The sequence below is a fragment of the Pantoea sp. Tr-811 genome, assembly GCF_011752535.1.
Classification (GTDB): Bacteria; Pseudomonadota; Gammaproteobacteria; order Pseudomonadales; family Pseudomonadaceae; genus Aquipseudomonas.
This window is the reverse complement of sequence record NZ_VWXJ01000014.1, coordinates 1-13,939: the sequence shown is the minus strand read 5'-3', so window position 1 is coordinate 13,939 and position 13,939 is coordinate 1. Positions and strand designations below refer to the sequence as shown.

Below are 13,939 nucleotides of genomic sequence, written 5' to 3'. Positions count from 1 at the left end.
TGCGCAGCACCGCCCGTACCTTGAGATCCATAACATGACAACCACAACCGCCCAACTGCGGGCCTCACCCCTGGACGCGCTTCAGCGCTGGCTGCCGAAACTGGTGCTGGCGCCGAGCATGTTCATCGTTCTGGTGGGCTTCTACGGCTACATCCTGTGGACCTTCGTCCTCTCGTTCACCACCTCGACCTTCCTGCCGACCTACAAGTGGGCAGGGCTTGCCCAATACGCGCGGTTGTTCGACAACGACCGCTGGTGGGTGGCGAGCAAGAACCTACTGGTGTTCGGCGGCCTGTTCATCGCCATCAGCCTGGCCATCGGCGTGCTGCTGGCGGTGCTGCTGGACCAGCGCATCCGCCGCGAAGGCTTCATCCGCACCATCTACCTCTACCCCATGGCGCTGTCGATGATCGTCACCGGCACCGCCTGGAAGTGGCTGCTCAACCCCGGCATGGGCCTGGACAAACTGCTGCGCGACTGGGGTTGGGAAGGCTTTCGCCTCGACTGGCTGATCGACCCCGACCGCGTGGTCTACTGCCTGGTGATCGCCGCCGTGTGGCAGGCCTCGGGCTTCATCATGGCGATGTTCCTCGCCGGCTTGCGCGGGGTTGACCAGTCGATCATCCGCGCGGCTCAGATCGACGGCGCCAGCCTGCCGCGCATCTACTGGACCGTGGTGCTGCCCAGCCTGCGCCCGGTGTTCTTCAGCGCACTGATGATTCTTTCGCACATCGCCATCAAGAGCTTCGACCTGGTGGCGGCGATGACCGCTGGCGGCCCTGGCTATTCCTCCGACTTGCCGGCGATGTTCATGTACTCGTTCACCTTCAGCCGCGGCCAGATGGGCATGGGCTCGGCCAGCGCCATTCTGATGCTGGGGGCGATCCTGGCGATTCTGGTGCCTTACCTGTACTCGGAACTGCGGAGCAAACGCCATGCATAGCCCTACTGGCAAGCCGGCGCTGAGCCTGAGCCGCATCGCCATACACGCCGTGCTGCTGGCGGCGGTACTGCTGTACCTGGTGCCGCTGGTGGTGATGCTGCTGACCAGTTTCAAAAGCCCCGAAGACATCAGCACCGGCAACCTGCTCAGCTGGCCGGCGGTGGTCACCGGGATTGGCTGGGCCAAGGCCTGGGCGACGGTCAGTGGCTACTTCTGGAACTCGATCCTGATCACCGTGCCGGCGGTGTTGATCTCTACCGCCATCGGTGCGCTGAACGGCTACGTGCTGTCGATGTGGCGCTTTCGGGGTTCGCAGCTGTTCTTCGGCCTGTTGCTGTTCGGGTGCTTCCTGCCGTTCCAGACCGTGCTGCTGCCGGCCTCGTTCACCCTCGGCAAGCTCGGGCTGGCCAGCACCACCACGGGCCTGGTGCTGGTGCACGTGGTGTATGGCCTGGCCTTCACCACGCTGTTCTTTCGCAACTTCTACGTGAGCATCCCCGATGCCCTGGTCAAGGCCGCGCGCCTGGACGGTGCCGGGTTCTTCACCATTTTCCGCCGCATCATCCTGCCGATGTCGACGCCGATCATCATGGTTTGCCTGATTTGGCAGTTCACCCAGATCTGGAACGATTTTCTGTTCGGCGTGGTGTTTTCCAGTGGCGATTCGCAACCGATCACCGTGGCCCTGAACAACCTGGTCAACACCAGCACCGGGGCCAAGGAATACAACGTCGACATGGCGGCGGCGATGATTGCCGGGCTGCCAACCCTGCTGGTCTATGTGGTGGCAGGCAAGTATTTCGTCCGCGGGCTGACGGCCGGCGCGGTTAAGGGGTAAGTCATGGCAACGCTTGAACTTCGCAATGTGAACAAGACCTACGGCAGCGGCCTGCCGGACACCCTCAAGGACATCCAGCTGTCGATTCGCGACGGCGAGTTCCTGATCCTGGTCGGGCCCTCGGGGTGTGGCAAGTCGACCTTGATGAACTGCATCGCCGGGCTTGAAAGCATCACCGGCGGCGCGATTCTCATCGACGAGCAGGACGTCAGCGGCATGAGCCCCAAGGACCGTGACATCGCCATGGTGTTCCAGTCCTACGCGCTGTACCCGACCATGAGCGTGCGGCAGAACATCGAGTTCGGCCTGAAGATCCGCAAGATGCCCCAGGCCGCCATCGACGAAGAGGTGGCGCGGGTGGCCAAGCTGCTGCAGATCGAGCACTTGCTGGCACGCAAGCCGGCGCAGCTTTCCGGTGGCCAGCAGCAGCGCGTGGCCATGGGCCGGGCGCTGGCGCGGCGGCCGAAGATCTACCTGTTCGACGAGCCGCTGTCCAACCTCGACGCCAAGTTGCGGGTGGAGATGCGCACCGAAATGAAGCTGATGCACCAGCGCCTGAAAACCACCACGGTGTACGTCACCCACGACCAGATCGAGGCCATGACCCTGGGTGACAAGGTGGCGGTGATGAAGGACGGCATCATCCAGCAGTTCGGCACCCCGCAGCAGATCTACAACGACCCGGCCAACCAGTTCGTCGCCAGCTTCATCGGCTCGCCACCGATGAATTTCGTGCCGGTGCGCCTGGCCCGGCAGGACGGCCAGCTGCTGGCTGTGCTCGACAGCGGGCAGGCCCGTTGCGAGCTGCCGCTAGGCCCGGCCAGCGAGGGCCTGGAGGGGCGCGAGATCATCCTTGGCATCCGCCCCGAGCAGATCGCCCTGGCCACGGCGGAGGGCAACGGCCTGCCGGGCATTCGTGCCGAGGTGCAGGTGACCGAACCCACCGGGCCAGACCTGCTGGTGTTCGTCACCCTCAACCAGACCAAGGTCTGCTGCCGCCTGGCCCCGGATGTGGCCTGCCGGGTCGGCGACAGCCTGAACCTGCAACTGGACCCGGCGCGGGCCCTGCTGTTCGACGCGCACAGCGGCGAACGCCTGCACCTGAACAATGGTAATGCCGTAAAGGACAACGTGGCTCACTTCAAGGGCCGCTGATTCGTCTACAACCCCAATAAGAAAAAAGAGGACGCAAAGGGATGGAACAGCGCAATCGCATCAAAACGTTGGGCTCATTGGCCCTGCTTGCCGCCGTTGGCAGCAGTGGCGCGCAAGCTGCCGAGGCCTTTTCCAGTGAGTCGAAATGGATGACCGGTGACTGGGGAGGCACCCGCACCGAGCTGCTGGAAAAAGGCTACGACTTCACCCTCGACTACGTCGGCGAGGTGGCCGGCAACCTGCACGGCGGCTACAACGACGACAAGACCGCACGCTACAGCGACCAGTTCGCCCTCGGCGCGCACCTGGACCTGCAGAAGATCCTGGGCTGGCACGATGCCGAGTTCAAGTTGGCGATCACCGAGCGCAGCGGCCGCAACCTGTCCAACGACCGCATCAGCGACCCACGCGCCGGGCAGTTCAGCTCGGTGCAGGAAGTGTGGGGCCGTGGCCAGACCTGGCGGCTGACGCAGATGTGGGTCAAGCAGAAGTATTTCGACGGCGCCCTGGACATCAAGGTTGGCCGCTTCGGCGAAGGCGAAGACTTCAACAGCTTCCCCTGCGACTTCCAGAACCTGGCGTTCTGTGGCTCCCAGGTGGGCAACTGGGTGGGGGGCATCTGGTACAACTGGCCGGTGAGCCAGTGGGCATTGCGGGTCAAGTACAACATCACCCCCGAGTTCTTCGTGCAGGTGGGTGCCTACGAGCAGAACCCGTCGAACCTGGAAACCGGCAACGGCTTCAAGCTCAGCGGCAGCGGCACCAAGGGCGCGATCCTGCCGGTGGAAATGGTCTGGTCGCCCAAGGTCAATGGCCTGCCGGGCGAGTACCGCCTGGGTTACTACTACAGCACCGCCAAGGCCGACGACGTGTTCGACGACGTCAACGGCAACCCGCAGGCGATCACCGGTGCCGACTTCAAGTCCCATTCCAGCAAGCATGGCTGGTGGGTGGTGGCGCAGCAGCAGGTGACGGCCCATGCCGGGGACGTCAACCGTGGCCTGAGCCTGTTCGCCAACTTCACGGTGCACGACAAGGCCACCAACGTGGTCGACAACTACCAGCAGGTGGGCCTGGTCTACAAGGGCGCCTTCGATTCGCGGCCCAAGGACGACATCGGCTTTGGCGTGGCACGCATTCATGTGAATGACGACGTGAAGAAACGCGCCGAACTGCTCAATGCCCAGAGCGGCATCGACGATTACGACAACCCAGGCTTCGTGCCGCTGCAGCGCACCGAGTACAACGCCGAGCTCTACTACGGCTTCCACGTCACCAACTGGCTGACCGTGCGGCCCAACCTTCAGTACATCAAGAGCCCTGGCGCGGTCGACGAAGTGGACAATGCGCTGGTCGCGGGTATCAAGATTCAGTCGTCTTTCTAAGCACAATTGTTGTAAATTTACGCCAATCCAAATCGGCTCCCGGCACCCACTGGCTTGCAGTGGTTGTCGGGAACAGGCCGAGACAGCGCTACCTCAAACAACAAGAGCTTGGAACCATGCCCGAACATCCGCTACATCGCTTCTTTTCCTCGCAGCGGCCCCGGCCGACATTCGAGTGGGAGCGTTACCAGCAGCGCGATGTGCTGATTATCGATCATCCCCGTTGCCAGGCAGTGTTCAGCCGCCAGGGCGCCCAGTTGCTGCACTTTCAACCGGCCGGCGAGCGGCCGTGGCTGTGGTGCGCCGAGCAATGGCCACAGGTGGGGGCGATCCGCGGTGGTGTGCCGGTGTGCTGGCCCTGGTATGGCCGCCACCCCAGCGAGGACCTGTGGCCCGCCCATGGCTGGGCGCGGTTGCTGGACTGGAAACTGGTGGACAGCCGCGAGGACGAGCAGGGCGTGGCCCTGAAGTGGCGCCTGGACCTGTGCGACTGGCAGGTCGACCTGCACGCCCGCCTGGGCAACCGCATGGAATTGAGCCTGAGCACCGAGCACCAGGACAGCGAACCCTGCCAACTGAGCCATGCGCTGCTGGCCTACTGGCGTATCAGTGACGTGTCCGAGATAGCGCTGTCTGGGCTTGAAGATATCGAAGGCTACGACCGCCTCAACCGCCAGGCCTGCCGCGAAGAGGGCGCGCTGAAGCTCAAGGGCGGCTGCCAGAAGGTCTACCCGGGTACGCCCCGGGTGCAACTGCAGGACCCGGCCTGGCAACGCGAGCTGTGCATCGATACCGGCGACAGCGACGACACCGTGGTCTGGCACCCCGGTAACCGGCCATTGATGGGCGTGAGCGGGCGCGAATGCCAGGGTTTCGTCTGCGTCGAGGCGGCCAGTGGCAGTGGCGAAGGCCTGAGCCTGGCGCCGGGCCAGCGTGCCCACCTGCGCCTGCAGGCACACCGGCTCAGTTGAGTTCGTCGTCCTCGATCGGGTAGCGGCTGGCGTTGAGGCTTTCCTTGATCTTGCGCAGGTGCGGCTGGAAGTCGACGCCGCGGCGCAGGGTCATGCCGGTGGCCAGCACATCGAGCACGGTGAGCTGGATGATGCGCGAGGTCATCGGCATGTAGATGTCGGTATCCTCTGGCAGCGGAATGTGCAGGCTCAGGCTGCAGGCCTGGGCCAAGGGCGAGCCGGCGGCGGTCAGGCCGAGCACCGAAGCCCCGTTTTCCCGGGCCAGGCGCGCCACTTCGACCAGTTCGCGGGTTCGCCCGGTGTAGGAAATGATCACGAACAGGTCGCCGGTGTGGGCCACCGAGGCCAGCATGCGTTGCATCAGCACGTCGGCATGGGCCGACACCGCCAGGTTGAAGCGGAAGAACTTATGCTGGGCGTCGAGGGCCACCGGGGCCGAGGCGCCCAGGCCGAAAAAGTGGATTTGCCGGGCCTGGATCATCATGTCCACGGCGCGGCTGACCTGCTGTGGGTCCAGCTGCTGGCAGGCGCTGTCGAGCGATGCGATGGCGCTGCCGAAGATCTTCTGGGTGTAGGCGGCGGGGTCGTCGTCGGCTTCCACCGCACGGCTCACGTAGGCCGCGCCGCTGGCCAGGCTCTGCGCCAGCTGCAGCTTGAGCTCGGGGTAGCCGCTGACACCGAACGAGCGGCAGAAGCGGTTGACGGTGGGTTCGCTGACCTTGGCCGCCTGGGCCAGTGCAGCGATGCTGAAACGGGTGGCTTGTTGCGGGTTGAGCAGGATGACTTCGGCGACTTTGCGTTCGGCCTTGTTCAGCTCGTCGAGGCGTCCCTGGATCTGTTCCAGGAGGTTTCGCACGCGGTCCATGGGTGTGTCCTTGGGTCGGGAAGACAGCCGGCTGTGGGAGCAGCAGGCTTTTTGCACGGTGGTCTATCGTACTGTCGGTGCGGTTGACGCACCACTTGTCTGTAACGCTTATCTGTAATGTTGTGGTTTTTACTACATTATCCCTTGAAAACCGTGTGTGAAAGCGGTATTCCTAGGCCAACTTTAGGAAAGAACCAACATCATGGCTGCAATCAGTGTCGAACCTTGCACCTTTGCCCTGTTTGGCGCCCTTGGCGACCTGGCCTTGCGCAAGCTGTTCCCTGCGCTCTACCAGCTCGACCGTGCCAACCTCCTGCACCCGGACACGCGCCTGCTGGCGCTGGCCCGCGAGCCCGGCAGCGCCCAGGATCACCTGAACACCATTGAGGCCCACCTGCGCCGGCACGTGCCGGACGCCGATATCGAGCCGGCGGCACTGGGCCGGTTCCTGGCCCGGCTGGGCTATCAGCACCTGGATTTCCTGCAGCCCGACGGTTACCTGGCGCTGGCCGAGCAACTGCCGGGCGAGGAGCCGTTGATCGCCTATTTCGCCACCGCCGCAGCGGTGTACGGCGCGATCTGCGAAAACCTCGACAAGGCCGGCCTGGCCCCACGCACCCGGGTGGTGCTGGAAAAGCCCATCGGCCACGACCTGGAGTCGTCACGCCGGGTCAACGATGCCGTGGCGCGGTTCTTCCCGGAAAACCGGGTGTACCGCATCGACCACTACCTGGGCAAGGAAACGGTACAGAACCTGATTGCCCTGCGCTTTGCCAACAGCCTGTTCGAAACCCAGTGGAACCAGAACTCCATCTCCCACGTGGAAATCACCGTGGCCGAGAAGGTCGGTATCGAAGGCCGCTGGGGCTACTTCGACAAGGCCGGGCAGCTGCGTGACATGATCCAGAACCACCTGCTGCAGCTGCTGTGCCTGATCGCCATGGACCCGCCCAGCGAGCTCTCCGCCGACAGCATCCGCGACGAGAAGGTGAAGGTGCTCAAGGCCCTGGCACCGATCACCGGCGAGGGCCTGAGCACCCATGTGGTGCGTGGCCAGTACATTGCCGGCTACAGCGACGGCAAGCCGGTGCCGGGCTACCTGGAAGAAGACAACGCCAACGCCCAGAGCGACACTGAAACCTTCGTTGCCCTGCGCGCCGACATTCGCAACTGGCGCTGGTCGGGCGTGCCGTTCTACCTGCGCACTGGCAAGCGCATGCCGCAGAAGCTGTCGCAGATCGTCATCCACTTCAAGGAAACACCGCACTACATCTTCGCTCCGGAACAGCGCTTGCAGATCGGCAACAAGCTGATCATTCGCCTGCAGCCGGATGAAGGCATCTCGTTGCGGGTGATGACCAAGGAGCAGGGCCTGGACAAGGGCATGCAACTGCGCAGCGGCCCGCTGCAGCTGAATTTTTCCGACACCTGGCGCAGCGCAAGGATTCCGGATGCCTACGAGCGGCTGTTGCTCGAAGTGATGCGGGGCAACCAGAACCTGTTCGTGCGCAAGGACGAAATCGAGTACGCCTGGAAGTGGTGCGACCAACTGATCGCCGGCTGGCGTAATGCGGGCGATGCGCCCAAGCCTTATGCCGCCGGTTCCTGGGGGCCGATGAGCTCGATAGCATTGATCACACGTGATGGGAGGGCCTGGTATGGCGATATCTGAACTGCAACTGCCAGCCGCCGTGAAGGCGCATTCGCTGGCTGACGGCAAGGCACTGGCTGCGACCCTGGCCGCGGATGTGGCCGAGCGCCTGCGTGCGGCCATCGCCGCCAAGGGCCAGGCCTGCGTGGTGTTGTCCGGCGGGCGCAGCCCGGTGCCGTTTCTGGAGAAGCTGGCAGGCGAGGCGCTGGACTGGCCAAAGGTCACCGTCAGCCTGGCCGATGAGCGCTGGGTGCCGGTGGAGCATGCCGACAGCAACGCCGGCTTGCTGGCCCGCCACCTGTTCAAGGGGCCGGCGGCCAAGGCCCGCTTCATCGGCCTGTACCAGCAGGCGGAAAACCTGGAGGCCGCCGCTGCCCAGGCCGACCAAGTGCTGGCCGACCTGCCGCCGATCGATGTGCTGGTGCTGGGCATGGGTGACGATGGCCATATCGCCTCGCTGTTCCCCAACAGCCCGAACCTGAACGAAGGGCTGGCCCTGGGCAACCCACGCCGCTGCCTGGCGATGCTGGCCCCGACGGTGCCGCACCAGCGCCTGTCGCTGACCCGTGCGCTGCTGGCCAGTGCCGCTTCTATCGCCTTGGCCGTGCAAGGCCCGGGCAAACTCGCTACCCTGCGCGCCGCGCTGGCGGGCAACGACCTTTCGGAAATGCCGATTCGCGCCTTTCTTCACGACCCCCTGGACATCTACTGGTGCCCATGAGCCAAGGATCCACTGTCATGACCACCCTTGAACGCCCACAGCCAAAGCTCTCGATGGCCGAGAAAGCCGCCCGGATCGATGCCATCTGCGACAAGGCGCGCATTCTGCCGGTAATCACCATCGCCCGTGAGCAAGACATCCTGCCCTTGGCTGATGCCCTGGCGGCCGGCGGCATTCGCACGCTGGAAGTGACCCTGCGCTCGCAACATGGGCTGAAGGCCATTCAGGTGCTGCGCGAGCAGCGCCCGGAATTGTGCGTGGGTGCCGGCACCGTGCTCGACCGCAGCATGTTCGCGGCGGTCGAGGCCGCTGGCGCGCAGTTCGTGGTGACGCCGGGCATCACCCAGGCCATTCTCGAAGCCGGCGTGGACAGCGAAATCCCGCTGCTGCCTGGGATCAGCACGCCGTCGGAAATCATGATGGGTTATGCCCTGGGTTACCGCCGCTTCAAGCTGTTCCCCGCGGAAATCAGCGGGGGCGTGGCGGCGATCAAGGCGTTCGCCGGCCCGTTCGGGGATATCCGTTTCTGCCCGACCGGTGGCGTGAACCCAGCCAACGTGCGCAACTACATGGCGCTGCCTAACGTGATGTGCGTGGGTGGCACCTGGATGCTCGACAGCAGCTGGATCAAGAACGGTGACTGGGCGCGGATCGAGGCGTGCAGCGTCGAGGCCATGGCATTGCTCGACGCCAACTGACATTTGTTGTGTGCTTTACGGCTTATGGGGCGCTTGGTCGGCGCCCCTTTTTTTGGGGTATGAAAAGGCGCCGCTGGCGCGGCGCATCGCGAGCTTTGCTCGCTCCTACCGGAGATTGAACTGCGCCCCAGATGTTGGACACCCGTCCATCACCTGGGGCGCAGTTCAGATTTGCATTGGCCTGGTAGGAGCGAGCGAAGCTCGCGATGCGCCGCGCCAGCGGCGCCCATCGCATCAGGCTGCTTTGGCCTGTTCCTGGCTCAGCGAGCGGTTCAGCGCGCTGAACAGTGCCTTGAAGCTGGCAGTGGTGATGTTTTCATCGATACCCACACCGTGCACCGGGCGGCCGCCGGCCACGCGCAGTTCGATGTAGGCCGCTGCCTTGGCATTGGTGCCAGCGCCGATGGCGTGCTCGTTGTAGTCCATGATCTCCACGGCAACCGGCAGGCCGGCGACCAGGGCTTCCAGGGCGCCGTTGCCCTTGCCGCGCCAGTGCAGGGTGGTTTCGCCTTCGCCGGCCACTTCCACTTCCACGGCGCTGTGGCCGTTTTCTTCCTGCAGGCGGTGGCTGACCAACGCGTACGGGGCATTGGCCTGGAGGTATTCCTTGTGCAGCAGGGTGTAGATCTGCTGGGCAGTCATTTCCAGGCCCAGGCGGTCGGTTTCACCCTGCACCACCTGGCTGAACTCGATCTGCATGCGGCGTGGCAGGCTGATGCCGTATTCCTGTTCGAGCAGGTAGGTGATGCCACCTTTGCCCGACTGGCTGTTGACGCGGATCACCGCCTCGTAGCTGCGGCCGATGTCGGCCGGGTCGATCGGCAGGTACGGCACTTCCCACAGCTCGCCTTCCTGCTGCTTGGCAAAGCCCTTGCGGATGGCGTCCTGGTGCGAGCCGGAGAACGCGGTGTGAACCAGGTCGCCGACGTAGGGGTGACGCGGGTGCACCGGCAGCTGGTTGCACTCCTCGACTACCTTGCGCACGCCATCGATGTCGGAGAAGTCCAGCAGCGGGTCGATGCCCTGGGTGTAGAGGTTCAGTGCCAGGGTCACCAGGTCGACGTTGCCGGTGCGCTCGCCGTTGCCGAACAGGCAGCCTTCGGCGCGGTCGGCGCCGGCCATCAGGCCCAGCTCGGTGGCGGCGATGCCGGTGCCACGGTCGTTGTGGCAGTGCAGGCTGATGATCACGCTGTCGCGGCGGCTGACGTTACGGCAGAACCACTCGATCTGGTCGGCGTAGATGTTCGGCGTGGACACTTCCACGGTGGCCGGCAGGTTGAGGATGACCTTGTGCTCAGGCGTCGGGTTCCACACCTCGATCACCGCATCGCAGACTTCCTTGGCGAACTCAAGCTCGGTGGCGCTGAAGGTTTCCGGCGAGTACTGGAAGGTCCACTGGGTTTCCGGCTGCTGGGCGGCGTACTTGACGAACAGCTTGGCCGCGTTCACCGCGATGTCCTTCACGCCTTGCTTGTCCTGGTTGAAGACGATGCGGCGGAACGACGGGCTGGTGGCGTTGTACAGGTGGACGATGGCCTTCTTGGCGCCACGCAGGGATTCGAAGGTGCGGGCGATCAGGTCTTCACGGGCCTGGGTGAGCACCTGGATGGTGGTGTCGTCCGGGATGTGGCCGTCTTCGATCAGCGTGCGCACGAAGTCGAAATCGGTCTGCGAGGCCGATGGGAACGAGGCTTCGATTTCTTTCACGCCAACCTGCACCAGGGTCTTCCAGAAGCGCAGCTTCTTCTCCGAGTCCATCGGCTCGATCAGCGACTGGTTGCCATCACGCAGGTCGGAGCTGCACCAGATCGGCGCTTGGGTGATGGTCTTCGACGGCCAGGTACGGTGAGGCAGGTCGATGGTCGGGAAGGCGCGGTACTTCTTCGAAGGGTCTTTGAGCATGGACATGAAAGCAATCCTTTTGTGTGCGGCCGAGATCGGGCCTGCCGAGCGATAACGAGATGAAGAGGCGAGGCGACGCGAATCAGCCTGGTAGTCGGGCGCTGACCAGGCAGAGGCTGCGATGTTGTCGGAGCAGGATGAGGGTGCTGAAGGTTTTCATGCCTTCAACCCTAACCAGTGGGGTGGGGGATGGCAAGCGCTTGGAAAAAATTGAGAGGAATGCTTAAAAAAAGCGAAATGGCGAGATTTTATCGCTGATATCTGTTTAAGGGTTCTTGAATGTTGCGCGGTAATTTTCGATGGCGCAACACAGGGGAAGTGATGTCGACGGCGCCGGCCTCTTCGCGGGGCAAGCCCGCTCCTACAGCCGCGAAGCAGGCGCCGCCGATCTCAGGGCTGAAACGCGCCAATGAAGATCGCCGGGTCCACCCGTGCATCGTTCAGGCTGACGTTCCAGTGCATGTGCGGCCCGGTGGCGCGGCCGGTGGAGCCCACGCGCCCCACCACATCGCCGCGGCGCAGCTGCTGGCCCACCTGCACGTCGATCTTGGACATGTGGCAGAACATGCTGATGAAGCCCTGCCCATGGTCGACGAACACCGTGCGGCCATTGAAGAAGTAGTCGCCCACCAGAATCACCTGGCCGTTGGCCGGGGTTTTGATCGGAGTGCCTGCCGGCACTGCGAAATCCAGGCCGGCATGGGGGTTGCGCTCCTCGCCGTTGAAGAAGCGGCGCACGCCGAACTTGCTCGACAGCGGCCCGTTGACCGGTTTGTCCAGCACCAGGTTGCTGGGCAGGCCGGGGCTGAAGCTGCGGTAGGCCTTGATCTGCTCGGCCAGTTCACGGTCGATGCGCTTGAGGTCGGCCGGGTTCGGGTTGACCTGGCGGGTGTTCTTCAGGGTGATGTGCTGCTCGGGGTATTTCTTGCTGCCCACGGTAAAAGCCAGGCTCCGCTCGCCCTGGGTCAGTACTGCCGCGCCGGGCTTCTGGGTCAGCGGGATGCCGACGATGGCCAGCCAGTTGTCCTGCTCGCGCACCACCAGCACCGGCTTGCCCTCGAAGCGCGCACTCGGCGCCGTGGCCGCCGGGCCCAGGTCGACAACGGCCACGCCACCGGGCACCGGCTTGTTCAGGGTGCGGGTGATGTAGCTGGCCTGGGCGCCTGCGGCCAGCAGCAGGAGGGAAAGGGCAAGCAGGGGCGCAAGGAGGCGGGGCATGTGTCAGTCCAGTAGCGAGAGGGTGACCGGAGTCAGGTGATTGTCTTCCACGCGCACCTGCAGCTCGCCCTCGTTCAGGCGGGCGGTCAGGCGCTGGCCGTTGCGGGTTTGCCCGGCGCTGCGGATGGCCTGGCCCTGTTCGTCGAGCAGGATGCTGTAGCCGCGCGCCAGGGTTGCCAGCGGGCTCACCACCTGCAGCGTTTGCAACTGGGCCTGGAAGCGCTGGCGGCGGTCCTTGAGCACTTCGCGCATGGCCCGCGGCAGGCGTTCGGCCAGGCTGTCCAGGCGCTGGCCGAGCAGCTTCAGGGTGCGCCCCGGGTGCTGGGCGGCCAGCCGGGTGTCCAGGCGTGCCAGGCGCTCGCGGCGCTGGTTGAGGTTGAGCATGAATGCACGGCGCAGGCGCATGTCCAGGTCGTCCAGGCGCTGGGCCTGCTGGCGCAGGCGCTCACCGGGGTGGCGCAGGCGCCGGGTCAGCGAGTCCAGGCGCAGGCGGTCGTGGCTCAGGCGGTTTTGCATGCGCAGCAGCAGGCGCCGGTGCAGGCCGTCCAGCCGTTGCTGCAGGCCGCTGTTGTCGGGGGCGAGCAGTTCGGCGGCAGCCGAGGGCGTGGGGGCGCGCACGTCGGCGACGAAATCGCTGATCGACACGTCGGTTTCGTGGCCCACGGCGCTGACGATCGGCGTGACGCAGGCGGCCACGGCGCGCGCCACGGCTTCTTCGTTGAAGCACCAGAGATCTTCCAGCGAGCCGCCACCACGGGCCAGGATCAGCGCATCGAAGCCGAGCCGGTCGGCCTGCTGCAGCGCCCGCACGATCTGGCCGATAGCCTCGCGGCCCTGCACGGCGGTGGGGATCAGGTTCAGCTCGACCTGCGGTGCGCGGCGGCCGAACACGCTGATGATGTCGCGAATCACGGCGCCGGTGGGCGAGGTGATGATGCCGATGCGCCGGGGGTGAGCCGGCAGTGGCTTCTTGCGTTCGGCGCTGAACAGGCCTTCGCTGCCGAGCTTTTCCTTCAACGCCTCGAAGGCCAGGCGCAGCGCGCCATCGCCGGCAGGCTCCACGGTATCGAGGATCAGCTGGTAGTCGCCACGCCCCTCGAACAGCGACACCTTGCCGCGCACCCGCACGGCCAGGCCATCGCGCAGGGCCTGGCGCACGCGCGTGGCGTTCTGGCGGAACAAGGCGCAGCGCACCTGGGCACCGCTGTCCTTGAGGGTGAAGTACATGTGGCCGGAGGCCGGGCGGGCGAGGTTGGATATCTCGCCTTCCACCCAGACGCTGCGGAACACATCTTCCAGCAACACCCGGGCGCGGCCGTTGAGCTGGCTGACGGTGAGGACCTCGCGGTCCAGGCCGAGTCGTTCGAAAGGGTCTTTGATCATGGGGGCATGATAAGGGGCGGGGTAGGGGGCGCCAAGTGCATGCCGGGAGATTTATAGTGGATTCGAGATCGAGCGCCGCCCGCGCGGCGCATCGCAGGCAAGCCTGCTCCTACAAAGGGCCGCGCGCGGTGGCCACATGAACACTGGCCCGAAACAGATGTAGGAGCAGGCTTGCCTGCGATGCGCCGCGCGGGCGGCGCTCGATCTCA

At 64.8% G+C, this 13,939-nt stretch carries 12 protein-coding genes; 8 read left to right on the top strand and 4 right to left on the bottom strand.

Annotated features, from left to right (window positions below):
• Positions 1-34: 34 nt before the first annotated feature.
• The 5 genes from F3J44_RS20115 to F3J44_RS20095 all read left to right on the top strand — a co-directional run bounded on the left by F3J44_RS20115 (position 35) and on the right by F3J44_RS20095 (position 5,292).
• A complete protein-coding gene (locus F3J44_RS20115; protein WP_110745733.1) occupies positions 35-943 on the top strand; it encodes a carbohydrate ABC transporter permease in 909 nt (302 codons plus the stop codon).
• Positions 936-1,781 (top strand): carbohydrate ABC transporter permease, encoded by an 846-nt coding sequence (locus F3J44_RS20110; protein ID WP_167275379.1) that lies wholly within the window; start codon positions 936-938, stop codon positions 1,779-1,781. Before F3J44_RS20115 ends, F3J44_RS20110 begins: the two co-directional genes overlap by 8 nt.
• A 3-nt stretch (positions 1,782-1,784) precedes the next feature.
• Positions 1,785-2,936 (top strand): ABC transporter ATP-binding protein, encoded by a 1,152-nt coding sequence (locus F3J44_RS20105; RefSeq protein WP_167275376.1) that lies wholly within the window; start codon positions 1,785-1,787, stop codon positions 2,934-2,936.
• 41 nt (positions 2,937-2,977) lie between these two features.
• Positions 2,978-4,321 carry a carbohydrate porin gene (locus F3J44_RS20100; RefSeq protein WP_167275373.1) on the top strand — a complete coding sequence of 448 codons (1,344 nt, stop codon included), beginning with the start codon at positions 2,978-2,980 and terminating at the stop codon, positions 4,319-4,321.
• Between the two features lie 116 nt (positions 4,322-4,437).
• Positions 4,438-5,292, top strand: coding sequence for a D-hexose-6-phosphate mutarotase (locus F3J44_RS20095; protein WP_167275370.1), 855 nt, complete (start codon positions 4,438-4,440; stop codon positions 5,290-5,292).
• Here the strand turns inward: F3J44_RS20095 and hexR are convergent.
• Entirely contained in the window at positions 5,285-6,157 is an 873-nt protein-coding gene (gene hexR / locus F3J44_RS20090) for a DNA-binding transcriptional regulator HexR (protein ID WP_027920157.1), read from the bottom strand. The genes F3J44_RS20095 and hexR overlap by 8 nt on opposite strands.
• Before the next feature lie 202 nt (positions 6,158-6,359).
• On the opposite strand from hexR, the gene zwf reads away from it, so the two are divergent.
• Genes zwf through F3J44_RS20075 form a run of 3 tightly spaced genes read left to right on the top strand, consistent with a single transcriptional unit; the run spans position 6,360 to position 9,227 of the window.
• Positions 6,360-7,829 carry a glucose-6-phosphate dehydrogenase gene (zwf, locus tag F3J44_RS20085; protein ID WP_167275367.1) on the top strand — a complete coding sequence of 490 codons (1,470 nt, stop codon included), beginning with the start codon at positions 6,360-6,362 and terminating at the stop codon, positions 7,827-7,829.
• Positions 7,816-8,529: a 6-phosphogluconolactonase gene (gene pgl / locus F3J44_RS20080; RefSeq protein ID WP_167275365.1), complete on the top strand. Its 714-nt coding sequence runs from the start codon at positions 7,816-7,818 to the stop codon at positions 8,527-8,529. The genes zwf and pgl overlap by 14 nt, the downstream gene beginning before the upstream one ends.
• A 17-nt stretch (positions 8,530-8,546) precedes the next feature.
• Entirely contained in the window at positions 8,547-9,227 is a 681-nt protein-coding gene (locus tag F3J44_RS20075; protein ID WP_167275362.1) for a bifunctional 4-hydroxy-2-oxoglutarate aldolase/2-dehydro-3-deoxy-phosphogluconate aldolase, read from the top strand.
• Positions 9,228-9,461: 234 nt separating this feature from the next.
• On the opposite strand, the gene leuA is transcribed toward F3J44_RS20075, so the two are convergent.
• The 3 genes from leuA to xseA all read right to left on the bottom strand — a co-directional run bounded on the left by leuA (position 9,462) and on the right by xseA (position 13,730).
• Complete coding sequence (gene leuA, locus F3J44_RS20070; protein WP_205300023.1) at positions 9,462-11,129, bottom strand: 2-isopropylmalate synthase; 1,668 nt, start codon at positions 11,127-11,129, stop codon at positions 9,462-9,464.
• Positions 11,130-11,519: 390 nt separating this feature from the next.
• The gene (locus F3J44_RS20065) at positions 11,520-12,347 is read right to left on the bottom strand and encodes a peptidoglycan DD-metalloendopeptidase family protein (RefSeq protein ID WP_167275357.1); all 828 of its coding nucleotides are present in this window, start codon (positions 12,345-12,347) and stop codon (positions 11,520-11,522) included.
• Positions 12,348-12,350: 3 nt separating this feature from the next.
• Positions 12,351-13,730, bottom strand: coding sequence for an exodeoxyribonuclease VII large subunit (xseA, locus tag F3J44_RS20060; protein ID WP_167060334.1), 1,380 nt, complete (start codon positions 13,728-13,730; stop codon positions 12,351-12,353).
• Positions 13,731-13,939: the final 209 nt, after the last annotated feature.

Bases quoted from the DNA above. Each gene is read 5' to 3' on its own strand.
- F3J44_RS20115 (WP_110745733.1), top strand. From the start codon at position 35: ATGACAACCACAACCGCCCAACTGCGGGCCTCACCCCTGGACGCGCTT.
- F3J44_RS20110 (WP_167275379.1), top strand. From the start codon at position 936: ATGCATAGCCCTACTGGCAAGCCGGCGCTGAGCCTGAGCCGCATCGCC.
- F3J44_RS20105 (WP_167275376.1), top strand. From the start codon at position 1,785: ATGGCAACGCTTGAACTTCGCAATGTGAACAAGACCTACGGCAGCGGC.
- F3J44_RS20100 (WP_167275373.1), top strand. From the start codon at position 2,978: ATGGAACAGCGCAATCGCATCAAAACGTTGGGCTCATTGGCCCTGCTT.
- F3J44_RS20095 (WP_167275370.1), top strand. From the start codon at position 4,438: ATGCCCGAACATCCGCTACATCGCTTCTTTTCCTCGCAGCGGCCCCGG.
- hexR (WP_027920157.1), bottom strand. From the start codon at position 6,157: ATGGACCGCGTGCGAAACCTCCTGGAACAGATCCAGGGACGCCTCGAC.
- zwf (WP_167275367.1), top strand. From the start codon at position 6,360: ATGGCTGCAATCAGTGTCGAACCTTGCACCTTTGCCCTGTTTGGCGCC.
- pgl (WP_167275365.1), top strand. From the start codon at position 7,816: ATGGCGATATCTGAACTGCAACTGCCAGCCGCCGTGAAGGCGCATTCG.
- F3J44_RS20075 (WP_167275362.1), top strand. From the start codon at position 8,547: ATGACCACCCTTGAACGCCCACAGCCAAAGCTCTCGATGGCCGAGAAA.
- leuA (WP_205300023.1), bottom strand. From the start codon at position 11,129: ATGCTCAAAGACCCTTCGAAGAAGTACCGCGCCTTCCCGACCATCGAC.
- F3J44_RS20065 (WP_167275357.1), bottom strand. From the start codon at position 12,347: ATGCCCCGCCTCCTTGCGCCCCTGCTTGCCCTTTCCCTCCTGCTGCTG.
- xseA (WP_167060334.1), bottom strand. From the start codon at position 13,730: ATGATCAAAGACCCTTTCGAACGACTCGGCCTGGACCGCGAGGTCCTC.